The following is a 17,160-nucleotide window of genomic DNA, read 5'->3' as shown; positions in this document are numbered from 1 at the left end:
GTGACGCAACACGCATCGGTCTGATCAGAGTTTGTCGAGTAGTTTGGGAATCAGCATCCATTCCAGCACGCCGCCGCCGGCTGCCGGTGCTTCGTCGAACCGGATCAAACAGGCCGCACCCTTGCGCAATGGTGTGAATGTCGATTTCTTGCCAGTGAGCAGCCAACTCGCCAGGAAACCGAGATCGGGCTCATGCCCCACCAGGACGACGGAGGCATCCTGGTGCTGTTCCCGCAGCCAGTCGAGCAGTTCCTGTTCGGAACCCCCCGGCGAAAGCGGCATCAGGTCGACGACGGCCATATTGTCATATCGTCCGGCGAGGATCTCTGCGGTTTCACGGGCACGGATCAGCGGGCTCGAGGCGATCACATCGATCGCCGGGACAAGCCTGTGCAGCGCCTTGGCAGCCCGTCGCATGCGCTTACGTCCGGCGTCAGTCAGCAGACGCCGCACGTCCCTTTTCGCTCCCAGGCCCAGCAAAGAACGTGCCTCGGCTTTGGCGTGACGGACAAGCAGGATATACATGATTATTACAGTATAACGAAAATCGCATGTCAGTTTTGTTACACTTAAAATATATCGAGAACCGGCCGGAAACCACGATCGGTTCTGACAAACTGTAAGGACGCATCCATGTATATTAGGAGAGCCATGCAATACCACGACAGCCTGCAACGGTTTATGTTTGAAAACGAGCCCATCCGGGGCGAGATCGTGCACCTCGACGCAACCTGGCAGGCGGTGCTCGAACGGCGCCAATATCCGCCACGCGTGCGCGAGGTGCTGGGCGAGCTGATGGCGGCCGCGGCGCTGCTCACCTCCACGCTGAAATTCGACGGCCGGCTCATCATGCAGATACAAGGCAAGGGGCCGGTCAGCCTGCTGGTGGTCGAATGCACCAGCGACCGGACCATGCGCGCCATCGCGCAGTGGCAAGGAGAGATCCCGGATGCGCCGCTCGCCGCGCTGGTGGGTGACGGTCGCCTCGCGGTCACGATCGATCCGCTGAAAGGCAAGGAACGTTACCAGGCGATTGTCGCCCTGGAGGGGCTGACAGTGGCCGAGGCGTTTGAAAACTATTTCGCCCGCTCCGAACAGCTCGCCACGCGCCTATGGCTCGCCTCCGATCCGCAACAGGCGGCGGGCATGCTGCTGCAACGCCTGCCGGACGCCGAACCGTCCGACGACGACGCCTGGGTGCGTGCCGTGCATCTCGGCTCGACCATTACGCGGGAGGAACTGCTGGCGTTGCCGGTACGCGAGATCGTCCATCGCCTGTATCACGAAGAGGACATACGCCTGTTCTCACGCATGCCGGTCAGCTTTCGCTGTTCCTGTTCGCGTGAGCGGGTCGAGGCGGTGTTGCGCATGCTTGGACGTGACGAAATCCACTCGATTCTTGACGAGCAAGGGGCAGTCAGCGTGGATTGCGAATTCTGCGGTAGCCGCTACGAATTTGACCGCATTGACGCGGAACAGCTGTTTACCGCGCTCCACAGCGTCCCGGCCACGCCGACGCGCCACTAGCCTGCCGCCGGTGGGCTTTTTTCCCGATAACCGTGTATAATGCGCGGCCTTTTGGCCGTCACCCCCCACAGTAAACGGTAAATTCAATGATTCAGAAACTGCGCAACATCGCCATCATCGCCCACGTCGACCACGGCAAAACCACGCTCGTCGACAAACTCCTGCAACAGTCGGGTACTTTCGCCGCGCACCAGCAAATGGGTACGCGCATCATGGATTCTAACGACCTGGAGAAGGAACGCGGCATCACCATCCTGGCCAAGAACACCGCGATCCGCTGGAACGATTACCGCATCAACATCGTCGACACGCCGGGCCACGCCGACTTCGGCGGCGAAGTCGAGCGCGTGCTGTCGATGGTGGATTCCGTATTGCTGCTGGTGGACGCCGTGGACGGACCGATGCCGCAAACGCGCTTCGTCACGCGCAAGGCATTCGCGCAGGGCCTGAAACCCATCGTCGTCATCAACAAGATCGATCGCCCCGGTGCGCGTCCGAACTGGGTGCTGGACCAGACCTTCGACCTTTTCGACAAGCTCGGCGCGACTGAAGAGCAGCTCGACTTCCCGGTGGTGTACACCTCGGCGCTGAACGGTTACGCCGGACTCACGCCGGACGTGCGCGAGGGCGACATGACGCCGCTGTTCGAGACCATCATCAAGCATGTCGCGCCACCCAAGGTCGACCCCGAAGGCCCGTTCCAAATGCAGGTCTCGAGCATCGCCTATTCGAGCTACGTCGGCGCCATCGCCATCGGCCGCATCACCCGCGGCAAGGTGAAAACCAATCAACCGGTCGTGATCATCGACCACGACGGCAAGACCCGCAACGGCAAGGTCCTGCAAGTACTCGGCTTCATGGGACTGGAACGCACCGAAGTGCCCGAGGCCGAGGCTGGCGACATCATCGCCATCACCGGCATCGAAGGCCCGCGCATTTCCGACACCCTGTGCGATCCGAGCAAGGTCGAGGCGCTGCCGCCGCTGTCCGTGGATGAGCCGACGGTGACCATGACCTTCGAGGTCAACAATTCCCCGTTCGCGGGACAGGACGGCAAATATGTCACCAGCCGCCAAATTCGCGAGCGGCTCGAACGCGAGCTGATCCATAACGTCGCGCTTCGCGTGGAAGATACCGGCAGCCCCGACAAATTCCGCGTCTCCGGACGCGGCGAGCTGCACCTGGGCATCCTCATCGAGAACATGCGGCGCGAGGGTTATGAACTCGGCGTGTCGCGCCCGCAAGTCATCACCAAGCAAGTGAGCGGCGAGACCCACGAACCGTACGAGCAGCTGACCGTGGACATCGAAACCCAGCATCAGGGCGCGGTCATGGAACAGCTCGGCCAGCGCAAGGGCGACCTGCTCAACATGGAGCCGGACGGCAAGGGACGCGTGCGCCTCGAATACATGATTCCGGCGCGCGGGCTCATCGGCTTTCAGACTGACTTCCTCACCGCCACCGCCGGCAGCGGCCTGATCTACCACGTGTTCGATCACTACGGCCCGGAGAAGAAAGGCGTGGTCGGCGGACGCATTAACGGCGTGCTGATCTCGAACGGTGCCGGCATGAGCGTCGCCTACGCGCTGTTCAATCTGCAGGAACGCGGGCGCATGTTCATCGGCCCGGGCGAGGACATGTACGAGGGCATGATCATCGGCATTCACACGCGCGACAACGATCTGGTGGTGAACGCGATGAAGGGCAAGCAGCTCACCAATATGCGCGCCTCGGGCTCGGATGAGAACGTCATCCTCGTGCCCCCGATCGAGCTCACGCTCGAACGTGCCATCGAATTCATCGATGACGACGAGCTGGTCGAGATAACCCCCAACCACCTGCGCCTGCGCAAGCGCTTCCTCAAGGAAACCGACCGCAAGCGTGCCGATCGCGCCGCCGCCGGCTGATTTTTGATTTTTATCGATACGGCGCGTGGCCTTGCCATACCGCGTCCAGGAATTCCTGCACGGAAAGTAGTGTCTCTGTTAGGCTGATCAACTCGCTTGGGCTATGCTTTGTTCAACGCCTCCATAGGTAAAGAGGCCTCTATCTGACACCCAACCCGTTATCGGAAGGAGGTGGTTATGAGAAGACGGCTTTATTTCCTGCTGCCGGATGTCAAAAGCGCCAGGCAGGTGTTCAAGAAACTACTGCTGGCCCGCATCGAAGATCGTCATATCTTTTTCCTGGCCAAGGAAGGCGTTGAACTGAGCGACCTCCCTGAAGCCACCATGCTGCAAAAAAGCGATGAAATCCACGGATTGGGAGTCGGCCTGGTGGTCGGCGGCGCCACCGGCGCGCTCGCCGGCGTGGTTGCCATGATGTTCCCGCCTTCGGGACTGGTTATGGGTCTCGGCGTGATTCTGGCGATGAGCCTGATTGGCGCCATCGTCGGCGTCTGGGCCTCGGGCATGATCGCCTCGGATGTGCCCAACACTCGTCTTGAGAAATTTTCCAAGGAAATCGAGAGCGGAAAAATTCTCTTGATGGTGGATATTCATAAGCACCAGATCGAGGAAATCACCGGCATGCTGAGGGAACAGCATCCAGACGCCGCTCCGCGCGGACGCGATCCGACCATACCGGCGTTTCCCTGAAATCCGGACATTAGCGCCTGAAACAAAACGCCCCGCTCGCGGGGCGTTTTGTTTCAGAGCGACGGAACTCTGCATCGCGTGCGCGCGGACGGGGGAATGGATTATGCTTGGCGCACTATGTCGTCATTCTCATCCCGACGCCCATTGCCTGTCCCCGGCATTTCCCGTCTTCCCGCAAGCATTGCGGTCAGCATGACAGGCGACGACAACGCAAGGGCCAGCGCCGAGGAACTGGCGCGCGAGCTGAAGCTGCCATTTGTAACGACAGCGGAGGCAGATTTCGATTTGCTGCTGGTCGTGACGCCCGAACGTCTGGAGCTCCGCGACAATTCCGCCAGGAGCGGAATTGGGCGCGCTTCAGCGCGGCCCGAAGGGCGGCGCGCCAGGGATGGCGCGCATCACAACCACGACCCGCAGATGGGGCCGGTGTGCGTGGACTTTTCGCATCTCGATCTACGCCCCTACAGTCCCAATCTTTCGCGCCGCCAGCCGCTGGCGCGCGCGCTCGGCAAGAAGGCGCAATCGGTGGTGGATGCCACGGCCGGTTATTGCCAGGATGCGTTGTTGTTCGCGCTCATGGGATATCGCACCACCGCCATCGAGCGCTCGCCGGTGATCATGGCGCTGGCGCGGGACGGTCTGCGGCGCCTGACCGCGCGTTCCGGCATCACGCTGGACAAGCGATTGCGGTTGATCGAAGGGGATGGACGCGTGTTGCTGCCTTCGATAACGCCGCCCGAGGTGATCTATCTCGACCCCATGTTTCCGCCCAAGCGCAAAAAATCCGCGGCGGTAAAAAAAGAGATGCGCCTGCTGCGCGACCTGGTGGGCGATGATCCCGATGCAAAGGAGTTGCTTGAGATCAGCCGCCGCGTGGCGTTGGACCGAGTGGTGGTGAAACGTCCGGACGACGCCCCGCCACTTGCACCCAAACCGAGCATGAGTCTCGCGGGCAAACTGGTCCGTTACGACGTTTATCTTACCCGTCACTGACCCGCGCATGTCCGAGCCGCTGTTTTATGCCGAACATCTTGCCGATCCCGGCGCCACTCTGACGCTCGCGGGCGACGAGGCACGTCATGCCACGGCCTCACGCCGGCTTCAGGTTGGCGAGACACTCTGGCTCTTTGACGGACGTGGGGGTCTCGTTCGCGCCACTCTCCTGCATATAACAGCGCGCGGACGCGCGCTCGACCTGCGCATCGAAGAGCGACGCGTTGAACCGCCTCCGAAACCGGCGATTCATCTTGTTTGCGCCCTGCCCAAGGGGGATCGACAGGGCACATTGCTCGACATGGCCACCCAGCTCGGCATGACCGAGTTCACACCGCTGGCTTGTGAACGCAGCGTGGTGCGGCCCGGCGCCAACAGCGCCGAGCGATGGTGGCGAATTTGCCTGGAAGCCTGCAAGCAAAGCCGACGGTCCTATTTGCCGATCTTGCAAGCTTCGGCCACACCTCAGGAAATGGTGGCACGGGAAGCGGGCCGGGCAAACAGCGTTTGGATCGCCCATCCTTCAGCGACGGCAGTCGCGGTTTCACGCGCCGTCGAGCAAAATGCCTCGGCTGACGTGACCATACTGGTCGGACCCGAGGGCGGTTTTACGGAAGAGGAGGTTGCACGGACAACCGGTGCCGGCGCCAAACAAATTGCGCTGGGTTCGGCGATACTGCGGATTGAAACGGCGGCGGTGGCGCTGGTGGCGGCCTTTTCTCTGGCCGCCGGATCGCGCGCACTCTAGGCAGGGCGGCGAAAAGCCGAGATCACCGGACCAAGAAGCTCATGATCCTCGGATAGCGGCTTCGCGGCGGTGCGCGGCTCCTGGATATCGAGCGGTTCGGGCACATGGATGCCGAATCCCTGCGCATAATCCACACCCATCTCCCGCAGTTTGGCGAGTATTCGGTCATTCTCCACGTACTCCGCCGTGGTGCGGATGCCCATCACATGGCCGATGCGATTGACCGCCTCGACCATGGCATGGTCCACCTCGTCTTCGATCATGTCGCGCACAAATGCACCGTCGATCTTGATGAAATCCACCGGCAGGTTTTTGAGATACCCGAACGACGACATGCCGCTGCCAAAATCATCCAGGGCGAAGCAGCAGCCGAGCGACCGCAGTGCGGCGATGAACTGGGTGGCGCGTTTCCAGTTGGCGATGGCCGCGGTTTCCGTAATCTCGAAACAGATCCGGCGCGGCGACAGACGCACGGCATGGAATTGGCCCATCACGAAGTCCAGAAACCCGTCATCGCTGAGAGACTGGCTGGAGAGATTGACCGCGAGACCTTCTTCCTGCGGATGATCCGCCAGCCATGCAAAGGTGGTTTTCACCACCCAGCGGTCGACCGTGCTCATGACACCATAGCGTTCGGCGGCAGGGATAAACGCCATGGGCGGCACCAGTTCCCCCTTCTCGTCGATCATGCGCACCAGCACTTCGCGATACGGCGGGGTCCCGGAAGAAACGACCAGCGGTATCACACGCTGGAAATAAAGCACGAAGCGGTTTTCATCGAACGCCTGCATGATGCGGGATACCCACTCCATTTCTCCGTGCCGGATCGCAATCTCGCGATCATCGTCCTGGTGCAGCCAGATACGATTGCGGCCTTTCTCCTTGGCCATGTAACAGGCGCCGTCGGCAGCGCTCAGCACCGTGGAGAGCGTACCGCTGCGCGCATGAATTCCAACAAGACCGATGGAGACTCCCACGCGGAAGGTCTTACCCTGCCAGGCAAAGCGGAATTCCTCCAGCGACTGAAGCAACTTGTGGGCAATCTGTTCAGCCTGCCGTAGGGAGCAGCCTTCAAGCAGGATACCGAATTCATCGCCGCCAAGCCGCGCCAGCGTATCGCTGTCGCGGATCAGGGGGTGCATGAGCCCGGCGACCTGTCGCAGGAGTTCGTCTCCCGCGATGTGGCCGCAGGTGTCATTGATCACCTTGAACTGGTCGAGATCGAGGTAGAGCAATGCGTGGCGTTTGTTCTGTTCCTTGGCGCTCGCGAGCAGTCGTTCAAGCAACAACTCGAGTTCGCGCCTGTTGACAAGCCCGGTTAGCGGATCATGGCTCGCCTGCCAGCTGAGCTGGTTCTGCATACTGCGCTGTTCGGTGACGTCGCGGAACACGAGAATCGCGCCAACGTCCTCACCGGCGCTGTTGCGAATCGGCGCGGCCGTGTCCTCGATGGCCAACTCTATGCCGGAACGGCTGACCAGCAGAGTATGCTTGTCCAGGCCGACGATAGGGCTGTCGAGAACACCGAGCATCGCCGGATGTTCCAGCGGCTTGCGCGTGGTTTCGTTGATGATGTGATAAATCTTTCTCAACGGCTGGCCGCGCGCCTCTTCGCTGCGCCAACCCGTCATCTGCTCGGCCGCGGGGTTGAGGTAGCTCACCTTGCCTTGCGCGTCGGCGGCGATCACGGCATCGCCCACGGAATGCAGGGTAATCTCGGCATGTTCCTTTTCCTGCGCCAGCGCGCTTTCAATAAGGCGCGCGCGGCGGACGACATAGCCCGCAATCAGCAAACCGAATGCAATGGCGACTGCTGTCAGAAACATCATGACCAGATAGGCGGAGCGGTATTCATCCGACGCCTGTACCGCCGCGGCCCGGCTCTCGTTGCGTTCCATGTCAACCATCTTGTCCAGCCGGTCCAGCATCTCCCTCTGGCGCAACAAGTCGTGATTCAGAATCTCTTCCCGGATACCATCAGTCTGTTCGTGCGTGATGCGGTCAACCAGCCTCGAATGCAGCGGTTGGTACTCGCGTACCTGCTCCAGCACTCCATCCAGGGCGATTCGTTCTTTTTCGGTAAGGCCGAGCTGTATCAAATGGTCACGCAGCTGGATAAACTCGCCCGCCATATTGGTGAACCGCTGGTACTCTTCCTCGCGCTGGAACGGGTCGTCCATGATGAACATGGCATAGGTGCTTAGCGCGCGCTCGCGGACAATGTGGCGCATCGAGAAAATGATATCGGTCTTGGCGTTGTATTTTCCGGTGATTACGTCGAGGTGATGATGGATCGCGGCCATGCGCGTGAGGCCCACGGCCGCCAATGCCACCATGAGCGCCAACATCAGAACGAACCCCGAAATGATGAGGTATCTGGAATTGTGCCGAATCATCAATAAATCCGGGCGTGCGACCGGCTCTTGTTCTGGTTATTCGCTGACAACGTTAGACGGCGCGCTGGATCCGGCGATGCTGGCCGGCGTCATTTCGCGAAAGTCGCGCCAAAACAAGCTGTTGTCCCCTTCCCTTTGTGGCTAGAAGGCTGCAAGAGACATGCCAGCAATATGGTTATTGCGGGTAAAACTCGGAAAGCAGAACCTTGAAAGAAATGAATAATTTACGGAGTGTGACGAATTAGGACACGGCTCACAGCGCGATGGAAAAAGCCGATAAAACGACGGCGCACGCCGACAGCTGTCGCTGACTGGCTGTTGATTCCCGAATAGTCCGGAATTGTCGTCGGGGGAACCAGAAAGGGTCAGGCGTTATAAACCAGATTGACCAGGCTGAAATAGGCGTCCATGCCGACATCGCCGAAACTCACTCCGGCACCGTTGTCGGCAATCCGACGGATCTTGGCGGGGATACGATGCTGCTTGGTCTCGCCACCGGCGGTCAGGGTCAGCCCCAATTCCACGGGGGCATTGAAATAAGGCAGTCCTTGAGGCATGCCTTCGATAAAGGCGCCGTTCAGGCTGATGTCGCGCACCGTGCATATCATCACCTGCGCCTGGTAGTTCAGTACGGCATCGATCACTACCGGTACCCGTTGGCTGTCGCGTCTTTCGTTCATTGTCTGATTACACTCCCCTTGCATAGCCGGCGGGCCTTTCGACGCCGGAGTCCTCCAACTGGCGCGCGGCCGTGGCGGTTTTGTTATTAAAAAACCTGTATATAACAGCTATAAAATACCCGGTTATGCCAAGGCTGTCGACGATCATGTGTAACAGGTCGCTGCCGTTACACTTTTACCACCTGTCAGCGGCACTTAGTTATCAAAACACCCCTATTCCGGGACCAGCCAGGACAGGCCCGTGCGGGCGGCCGGATGCTGCCGCAGCACATCAAGGAGTTCCGGCAACAACCGTCGCAGCGTCTCCTCCAATTTCCAAGGCGGATTGACCACGACCATGCCGCAGCCGTTAAGGCGGAAACTGGAATCTTCGGGATAAGGAGCGAATTCCGCCAGCAGCATCTTGCGAATTCCAGTGGCCGCCAGTACACGATGGAATCGTTCGATCGGAGGACGGGCCTTGATGGGATACCACAAGGCGAAGATGCCAGAGGACCAGCGATCATGCGCGACTTTCAGACCTTCCACCACCTGCTCGTATTCCCTGTCTGATTCGTACGGCGGATCGATCAGGACCAAGCCACGTTTTTCCTTGGGAGGCAGATACGCCTTTAGACCGGCGTATCCATCCTGACGCTGCACCACGACCTGCCGGTCGCCGGCAAATCTGGCTTGCAGCAGCGCGCACTCATCCGCTTGCAGCTCCAAAAGCACCATGCGGTCAATTGGCCGCATGAAAAATCGCGCGATCGCGGGTGACCCGGGGTAATAATGCAGCGTTCCATCAGCATTGCTCGCGCGCACGGCAGCAAGATAATCCGCCAGTTCAGGCAGCGGATTCATGTCCCACAAGCGCCAAATGCCGTCACGGTACTCACCGGTTTTCTGCGCCGCCTCGCTGGTTAGATCATATCGTCCCGCGCCGGCGTGCGTATCGACGTAACAGAACGGCGTGTCTTTCCGGTGCAAGGACTTGAGCAAAAGGGTAAGCACGATGTGCTTGAAGACGTCGGCAAAATTGCCGGCGTGGAAGGCGTGGCGGTAATTCATCTGGAGCGAAGACCGCGAATCGCGGATGGGCGCCGGTTAGCGGGCGCCTTCCTTCAGCCACCCCGCCGCGCGTTCGGCGAAATAAGTCAGAATGGCATCGGCTCCGGCGCGCCTGATGCAGAGCAAGGATTCCAGCACACAGTCACGCTCATCAAGCCAGCCATTTTTCGCGGCGGCCATGAGCATGGCGTATTCGCCGCTTACCTGATAGACGAAGGTCGGCACCCCAAACCTGTCCTTTACGCTTCGTACGATATCGAGGTAAGGCATCCCCGGCTTCACCATCACCATGTCCGCGCCTTCCTCGATATCGAGCGCGACTTCGCGCAGCGCTTCGTTCGAATTAGCCGGATCCATCTGGTAACTGTACTTGTTGCTCTGGCCGAGATTCGCGGCCGAACCCACGGCGTCGCGAAACGGGCCATAGAAATTCGAGGCATACTTGGCCGCGTAGGCGAGGATGCGGGTATGAACATGGCCGGCTTTCTCGATCGCGTCGCGAATCGCACCGATACGTCCGTCCATCATGTCCGAAGGCGCGACCACGTCGGCGCCCGCCTCCGCGTGCGACAACGCTTGCCTGACCAGCACCGTCACGGTAGCGTCGTTCAACACATACCCTGCGCCGTCGATGAGCCCGTCCTGGCCATGTGAGGTATATGGATCGAGGGCGATATCGGTAATAACGCCAAGTTCAGGAAATTTTTTCTTGAGCGCGCCAACCGTGTGCGGCACGAGGCCCTTGGGGTTGTACGCCTCCTTGGCCTTGTTGTCTTTCTTCGATGCTGGCACCACCGGAAAAAGCGCGATGGCCGGTACGCCCAGTTTCAGGAGCTTTTCCGCCTGCTTGAGCAGCAGATCCGGCGTGACACGGCTGATGCCCGGCATGCTTGGGACCGGCTCCGAACGATTCTTGCCTTCCATGACAAACACCGGCTGGATGAGGTCGTCCGCGGTGAGGCGCGTCTCGCGCATGAGCCGGCGTGAAAAATCATCGCGTCGCATGCGCCGCATGCGGGTGCGCGGAAATTTACCTGTTTCACTTGTCATGATGCCGCTTGTTACCGCTGGAAGGTTTAGCCTAATGCTAGCCTAGTCGTCTGCCGGGTGAAATGGCGGATGTCACTAAGAAACCAAAGCACATGGGCCAGCGGTACCGGCACATATGAGTTACCTGACCGGGAATTACTTGACCTTTTTGGCCTTGGAAACCGGTTTATGTGCTTTCTTCGGTTTAGGCTTGGGAGCGGCTTTTTTCACTGCCGCTTTCTTCGGCATAGCTTTTTTTGCCAAGGGCTTGAGCTTCGTCGCCGGAACTACCGCCTTGGCCTTGGGAGATGCTTTTGCCACTTTAGCCGCAGCCTTGGCAGCGGCTGTCTTGGCCACCGCTGCGGCCTTGGCCTTAGCCGCCTGCCTGGCAGCTGCCGACTCTATCTTGCCCATCACATCCGCAAGCGGCCTGATCTGGGATTCGATGATATCCGTGACATTCTTGAAGATGGCGCTCATCGTCCCTACACCGCGAACGGTGCGCAGCTTGCCCTGGGCCTTGTAATAATTGACCAGTGGCGCCGTTTGCTGCTGGTAGACCTTGAGCCGGTTGGCAACTGTTTGCTCGTTATCGTCGGAGCGGTGCGTCAACGCACTGCCGCATTTGTCGCACTTGTTGGCGGTTTTCGGCGCCGAGAAGTAGATATTGTAGATCGCGCCGCAGGAGCCGCAGGTGCGCCTGCCAGTCAGACGCTTCAACAACACGTCGGTATCGACATCCACCAGCAGTGCGAGCTGCAGTGGCTGGCCGAGGCGAGCAAGCATCGCATCGAGCGACTGGGCCTGCGGAATATTGCGCGGAAAACCGTCGAGAATGAAGCCGATCTTGGCGTCGGGCTTGGCCAGACGCGCCTGGATCATGCCCAGCACGATCTCGTCCGTGACAAGCTGTCCGGAATCCATGGCCGCCTTGGCACGTTTGCCCAGATCAGTACCGGCCGCAACTTCGGCCCGCAGCAGATCACCGGTAGACATTTGCGGAATTTTATACTTCTCAACCAATAACTTAGCTTGCGTTCCCTTGCCGGAACCCGGCGCTCCCAATAGCACGATTCTCATGGTTCTCTCGCTTAAAGTTCCTGGTGGGTGGCGTGTTCTTCGGATTTTCCCCAGTTTAATCACTGGGGCGCGTAAACTACAATTTTGCCCACCCCGGCGTCAATGGCCCCCTATAAATGGGGCCTATCGCCCGATTCATCTTTCCAAATATTCCAAGGAGGGAAAGTTGGTTAAGCTCGTTTCACCAGTGCGCTCCTAGCGTGAAAAACCCCGTGAGTGAACCACCTACAATCCAGCCGATGAATATTCCGGACTTCACAGACAGCGAACTTTGGACGGTGCGCAGCGCGCTGAAAGAGCGCTATGGCAAGGAGATCGAACCGCAACTCGCTGACACCGAGGTGATGCTTGGTGGCGAGGCCGACGGCATGGCCTGGTGCCCGACCCTGTTCTGGTCCGCCAAGGGCGCCAACTTTACCATCGTGAAACTCGGCCCCGAACGCTACCGGGCCTATTTCTATTATCATCCGGAATACCAGCTCGGAACCGGCATCGACAGCCACGATAATATCGGCGACTGTGTGGTCAGCGTACTGCAAGTCGAGGCCGACCATATTCGCAAGCAGAAAATCAGCATCGATCAGAATCCGGCGAAGACCGACGGGTCGCCGGACAAACCGGACACTTCACCACTCTTCTGGGGAGACTAATACGTATGGCAAAAAGTAAATCCAAAAATGCGTTCTACGCTCAGTCGGGCGGCGTGACCGCCGTGATCAACGCATCTGCCTGCGGCGTGCTGGAAACCGCGCGCAAGTATCCGAAAAAGATCGGCAAGGTCTACGCCGGCCGCAACGGCATCATCGGTGCACTGACCGAAGACCTGATCGATACCAGCAAGGAATCCGCCGCCGCCATCAAGGCGCTGCGCCACACACCTTCAGGTGCCTTCGGCTCCTGCCGCTTCAAGCTTAAGAGCCTGGAGCAGAACAAGGCCGAGTATCAGCGTTTGATCGAGGTGTTCAAGGCGCACGACATCGGTTACTTTTTTTACAACGGCGGCGGCGACTCGGCCGACACCTGCCTCAAAGTCTCGCAGCTTTCCGAAACTCTGGGCTATCCGATCCAGGCGATTCACGTGCCCAAGACCGTGGATAACGATCTGCCGATCACCGACAACTGCCCGGGCTTCGGCTCCGTCGCCAAATACATCGCCGTCAGCACGCGCGAGGCGAGCTTCGACGTGGCGTCCATGGCCAAGACCTCGACCAAGGTTTTCATCCTCGAGGTCATGGGGCGGCATGCCGGCTGGATCGCCGCCGCCGGCGGCCTGGCTTCCACCCCGGACACCGAGATTCCGATCGTGATCCTGTTCCCGGAGGTCGCCTTTGATAAGGATAAATTCCTCGCCAAGGTCGACGCCAACGTCAAGAAATACGGCTACTGCACCGTCGTCGTGTCCGAAGGCGTGAAAAGCCCGGATGGCAAATTCCTCGCCGATCAGGGACTCAAGGACGCCTTCGGTCACGCGCAGCTCGGAGGCGTCGCGCCGGTGGTGGCGGGCATCATCAAGGATGGTCTCGGCCTCAAGTATCACTGGGGCGTCGCCGATTACCTGCAACGCGCGGCGCGCCACATCGCCTCGAAGAGCGACGTGGACCAGGCCTATGCCATGGGAAAGGCCGCGGTGGAGCTGGCCGTCAAGGGCAAGAACTCCGTGATGCCGACGGTCGAGCGCGTGTCGAGCAAACCTTACAAGTGGAAAGTCGGCGTTGCTCCTCTTAATAAGGTTGCGAACGTGGAAAAAATGATGCCCAAGGATTTCATCACCGACGACGGTTTCGGCATCACCGCCAAGTGCCGTACCTATCTCGAGCCGCTCATCCAGGGCGAAGATTATCCGCCGTACAAAAACGGCATGCCGCAGTACGTGCGGCTCAAGAACGTGGCGACGAAAAAGAAGCTCGGCGAGTTCAAGTTATAATTTTGTTGAACCACCAAAAACGCCCAGGAAACCCAGATATAAATTTTGTTTTCTCTTGGCGGTAAAAGTTCTTATGACACTGGAAAAGGCAACGGAATTGCTCAAGGTCCAGGCGGATTTCGGCGGGTTCTACAACGCCAATTCGGCCAAGCTGATACTTGCCGAAGTCAGCCGCGAACACGGCCAGGCGGCGGTGGACCGGTTGGTCCGCGAATTGAACCTCGACAAGGTGTTCGGCTTCGAGGCGGGCATGCATTTCGAAGGCGGACTGGCGATAAAAAAGTGAAAGTTCCGTCGAGATTGATTTTTATCAATGTTGCGATTCGTTCGATTCAGTTACTTTCAGTACTCGTTCTCAAACAACGCGCCAAGCGGCGCAGCAACGTCCAACTTGCAGGAGAATAAACATGTCTGACAGTCTGATCTTTGCACTTGCCTGCGCCGCCGCGGCCATTCTCTACGGCGTGGTGTCCATCAAGTGGGTCCTGGCCAAACCCACCGGCAACGATCGCATGCGCGAAATCGCCGCCGCGATCCAGGAAGGCGCTTCGGCCTATCTCAATCGCCAGTACACCACGATAGGCGTGGTCGGCGTAATCCTGTTCGGCGTCATCTACTACTTTCTCGGCGCACTCACCGCCATCGGCTTCGCCATTGGCGCGATTCTCTCCGCCGCGACCGGCTTTATCGGCATGAACATCTCGGTGCGCGCCAACGTGCGTACCACCGAGGCGGCGAAGGATGGACTTAATGCGGCACTGCAGGTCGCGTTCCGTTCGGGGGCCATTACCGGCTTGCTGGTAGTGGGGCTCGGACTCATGGGGGTGGCCGGTTACTACGCGATTCTTCAGCATCTTTCTCCCGACGCCGCTCAATCCACCCTGATCGCGCCGCTGGTGGGACTGGCCTTCGGCGGTTCGCTGATCTCGATCTTCGCGCGTCTCGGCGGCGGCATCTTCACCAAGGGCGCGGACGTGGGCGCGGACCTGGTGGGCAAGGTCGAGGCTGGCATCCCCGAGGACGATCCGCGCAACCCGGCGGTGATCGCGGACAACGTCGGTGACAACGTCGGCGATTGCGCCGGCATGGCCGCCGATCTGTTCGAGACCTATGCGGTAACCATCATCGCGACGATGCTGCTCGGAAGTCTGGTGTTGCCCAACTTCGGCAATGCCGTGATGTATCCCCTGGTCCTCGGCGGTGTATCCATCATCGCCTCCATCATCGGCACCTTCTTCGTCAAGGTAGGCAAGAATCAGAAAATCATGAACGGCCTGTACCGGGCCGTGATCGTTTCCGGGGTGCTGGCCGCCATCGCCTTCTATTTCGTGACAGACAAAATGATGGTCGGCAACGGCTCGTACAGCACCATGCAGATTTACGGCGCGGCGCTTATCGGACTCGCGCTCACCACCGCCATGGTGGTCATCACCGAGTACTACACCGCCACCGAGTTCAGTCCAGTGCAGAAGATCGCGCAGGCCTCAACCACGGGTCATGGCACCAATGTCATCGCGGGCCTGGGCTTGTCCATGAAAGCCACGGCGCTGCCGGTCCTCGCGGTGTGCGCCAGCATCTGGGGCGCGTATGAACTCGCGCAACTTTACGGCATCGCCATCGCCGCAACGTCGATGCTGTCGATGACCGGCGTCATCGTGGCGCTCGACGCCTACGGCCCGGTCACCGACAATGCCGGGGGTATCGCTGAAATGGCGGGTCTGCCGAAAAAGGTGCGCGACGTCACCGATCCGCTCGATGCCGTGGGCAACACCACCAAGGCCGTGACCAAGGGCTACGCCATCGGTTCGGCCGGCCTGGCGGCGCTGGTACTGTTCGCGGACTACACCGACGCGCTCAAGCACGCCGGCAAGGCGGTCGAATTCAGCCTGTCCAACCCCAACGTGATCATCGGCCTGTTCATCGGTGGCCTGATCCCTTACCTCTTCGGCGCCCTCGCCATGGAGGCCGTGGGGCGTGCGGCTGGCTCGGTGGTGGTGGAGGTGCGCCGCCAGTTCAAGACCATCAAGGGCATCATGGAAGGCAAGGCCAAACCGGACTATTCGAAGGCCGTGGACATGCTGACCAAAGCCGCGATCAAGGAGATGATTATCCCGTCGATATTGCCGGTGCTGGTACCCATCGTTATCGGCTTCACCCTCGGACGCGAGGCCCTGGGCGGCGTGCTGCTCGGTTCCATCGTCACGGGCATCTTTGTCGCCATCTCCATGACGACCGGCGGCGGCGCCTGGGACAACGCCAAGAAGTACATCGAAAACGGCAAATTCGGCGGTAAAGGTTCGGACGCGCACAAGGCCGCCGTGACCGGCGACACCGTGGGCGATCCCTACAAGGACACCGCGGGACCGGCGATCAATCCCATGATCAAGATCATCAACATCGTGGCATTGCTGATCGTGCCCCTCTTATAGAGTGCTCGCTCTGCGCGCTTCGGCTCGCTCCCTTTTCCCCTTGCGGGAGAAGGGGTGGGGATGAGGGGTAAATACAATCTGATAATAAGGGCCGGCAACCACCGGCCCTTTGTTTTGCTAGCCTCGGCTTGCCACGCAAACGAATGTTGCGTTGTTAAGGCGCAACACTTGCATCATATGGATAAAGGCTCGGAACAGAATGCTTAACTCAAGGCAACATTCAGCGTAGCCAACTCTGCTGTAAAACGCTGCTTTAGAGTTTCGTGAAATTCCATAGCGCGATTAATGTCTGGTTGATCGAACAATATCTTCCCATGCCTAGCAACGATCTCTTTAGCGCCACTAGTTTTCAACAATGAACCAGCCTTCCCTAGCGTGTTATCGACGTCACGGATGCGTGCTCGAATAACACTAGGGGGCGTACCTGGAGCTACTCCCCAGAAGTGTCCTGCATCACGGAAATGTTTCGGCATCTCTGGGTTCTTCAGCCACTCAAGAAACACAGGATGAGAAAGAATGTCTGCTACTGCGTTGGCGAGGGCTCTCTCTGCCGTACCTCGCATTCCTTGCTCGACCCCGCTTACTTCGCTTGCTTCAATTAGTCCTACCGTCGTCAAACGGTAGGTACGATATCTAACCTTTTCAAACAACCCAAGCCCGACTAGACCGCCTCGCACATATTTTCCTTTCACGCTTGCTCGATCCAA

At 59.4% G+C, this 17,160-nt stretch carries 16 protein-coding genes and 1 pseudogene; 10 read left to right on the top strand and 7 right to left on the bottom strand.

What is annotated here, in order from left to right:
• Nucleotides 1–24: 24 nt before the first annotated feature.
• Nucleotides 25–525 carry a SixA phosphatase family protein gene (locus tag WB402_RS13000; RefSeq protein ID WP_424208530.1) on the bottom strand — a complete coding sequence of 167 codons (501 nt, stop codon included), beginning with the start codon at nucleotides 523–525 and terminating at the stop codon, nucleotides 25–27.
• Nucleotides 526–651: 126 nt separating this feature from the next.
• Here WB402_RS13000 and hslO point away from each other — a divergent pair, with 126 nt between their 5' ends.
• The 5 genes from hslO to WB402_RS12975 all read left to right on the top strand — a co-directional run bounded on the left by hslO (nucleotide 652) and on the right by WB402_RS12975 (nucleotide 5,865).
• On the top strand, nucleotides 652–1,527 hold the full coding sequence (gene hslO / locus WB402_RS12995) for an Hsp33 family molecular chaperone HslO (protein ID WP_424208528.1): 876 nt from the start codon (nucleotides 652–654) through the stop codon (nucleotides 1,525–1,527).
• An 86-nt stretch (nucleotides 1,528–1,613) separates the two neighbouring features.
• Nucleotides 1,614–3,434: a translational GTPase TypA gene (gene typA, locus WB402_RS12990; protein ID WP_424208526.1), complete on the top strand. Its 1,821-nt coding sequence runs from the start codon at nucleotides 1,614–1,616 to the stop codon at nucleotides 3,432–3,434.
• 177 nt (nucleotides 3,435–3,611) lie between these two features.
• Nucleotides 3,612–4,124 (top strand): DUF1269 domain-containing protein, encoded by a 513-nt coding sequence (locus tag WB402_RS12985; RefSeq protein ID WP_424208524.1) that lies wholly within the window; start codon nucleotides 3,612–3,614, stop codon nucleotides 4,122–4,124.
• 192 nt (nucleotides 4,125–4,316) lie between these two features.
• A complete protein-coding gene (locus WB402_RS12980; RefSeq protein WP_424208522.1) occupies nucleotides 4,317–5,117 on the top strand; it encodes a class I SAM-dependent methyltransferase in 801 nt (266 codons plus the stop codon).
• A gap of 7 nt (nucleotides 5,118–5,124) precedes the next feature.
• Entirely contained in the window at nucleotides 5,125–5,865 is a 741-nt protein-coding gene (locus WB402_RS12975) for an RsmE family RNA methyltransferase (RefSeq protein ID WP_424208520.1), read from the top strand.
• Here the strand turns inward: WB402_RS12975 and WB402_RS12970 are convergent.
• A complete protein-coding gene (locus tag WB402_RS12970; protein WP_424208519.1) occupies nucleotides 5,862–8,213 on the bottom strand; it encodes an EAL domain-containing protein in 2,352 nt (783 codons plus the stop codon). The genes WB402_RS12975 and WB402_RS12970 overlap by 4 nt on opposite strands.
• Between WB402_RS12970 and WB402_RS12965 the strand changes: the two genes are divergently transcribed.
• The gene (locus WB402_RS12965) at nucleotides 8,200–8,406 is read left to right on the top strand and encodes a hypothetical protein (RefSeq protein ID WP_424208517.1); all 207 of its coding nucleotides are present in this window, start codon (nucleotides 8,200–8,202) and stop codon (nucleotides 8,404–8,406) included. The genes WB402_RS12970 and WB402_RS12965 overlap by 14 nt on opposite strands.
• 220 nt (nucleotides 8,407–8,626) lie before the next feature.
• On the opposite strand, the gene WB402_RS12960 is transcribed toward WB402_RS12965, so the two are convergent.
• The 4 genes and pseudogenes from WB402_RS12960 to WB402_RS12945 all read right to left on the bottom strand — a co-directional run.
• Nucleotides 8,627–8,941, bottom strand: a complete 315-nt coding sequence (locus WB402_RS12960; RefSeq protein WP_424208515.1) for a PilZ domain-containing protein — start codon at nucleotides 8,939–8,941, stop codon at nucleotides 8,627–8,629.
• Between the two features lie 213 nt (nucleotides 8,942–9,154).
• Nucleotides 9,155–9,991: a 23S rRNA (adenine(2030)-N(6))-methyltransferase RlmJ gene (locus tag WB402_RS12955; RefSeq protein WP_424208513.1), complete on the bottom strand. Its 837-nt coding sequence runs from the start codon at nucleotides 9,989–9,991 to the stop codon at nucleotides 9,155–9,157.
• Between the two features lie 36 nt (nucleotides 9,992–10,027).
• Nucleotides 10,028–11,041, bottom strand: a complete 1,014-nt coding sequence (gene hemB, locus WB402_RS12950; protein WP_424208512.1) for a porphobilinogen synthase — start codon at nucleotides 11,039–11,041, stop codon at nucleotides 10,028–10,030.
• A gap of 417 nt (nucleotides 11,042–11,458) precedes the next feature.
• A pseudogene (locus tag WB402_RS12945) lies at nucleotides 11,459–12,100 on the bottom strand (adenylate kinase); the annotation flags it as partial.
• Nucleotides 12,101–12,312: 212 nt separating this feature from the next.
• Here WB402_RS12945 and WB402_RS12940 point away from each other — a divergent pair.
• From WB402_RS12940 to WB402_RS12925, 4 genes are all read left to right on the top strand, one after another.
• Entirely contained in the window at nucleotides 12,313–12,750 is a 438-nt protein-coding gene (locus WB402_RS12940; protein ID WP_424208510.1) for a hypothetical protein, read from the top strand.
• Nucleotides 12,751–12,755: 5 nt separating this feature from the next.
• Complete coding sequence (locus WB402_RS12935) at nucleotides 12,756–14,024, top strand: 6-phosphofructokinase (protein WP_424208508.1); 1,269 nt, start codon at nucleotides 12,756–12,758, stop codon at nucleotides 14,022–14,024.
• Nucleotides 14,025–14,097: 73 nt separating this feature from the next.
• Nucleotides 14,098–14,310: a hypothetical protein gene (locus tag WB402_RS12930; RefSeq protein WP_424208506.1), complete on the top strand. Its 213-nt coding sequence runs from the start codon at nucleotides 14,098–14,100 to the stop codon at nucleotides 14,308–14,310.
• A 121-nt stretch (nucleotides 14,311–14,431) separates the two neighbouring features.
• Complete coding sequence (locus WB402_RS12925; RefSeq protein WP_424208504.1) at nucleotides 14,432–16,453, top strand: sodium-translocating pyrophosphatase; 2,022 nt, start codon at nucleotides 14,432–14,434, stop codon at nucleotides 16,451–16,453.
• A 203-nt stretch (nucleotides 16,454–16,656) separates the two neighbouring features.
• On the opposite strand, the gene WB402_RS12920 is transcribed toward WB402_RS12925, so the two are convergent.
• On the bottom strand, nucleotides 16,657–17,160 hold a 504-nt coding region (locus WB402_RS12920), incomplete at its 5' end, for a hypothetical protein (protein WP_424208503.1).

Source organism: Sulfuricaulis sp. (genome assembly GCF_049587675.1).
Lineage (GTDB): Bacteria > Pseudomonadota > Gammaproteobacteria > Acidiferrobacterales > Sulfurifustaceae > Sulfuricaulis.
This window is presented reverse-complemented; position numbering and strand designations above follow the sequence as displayed.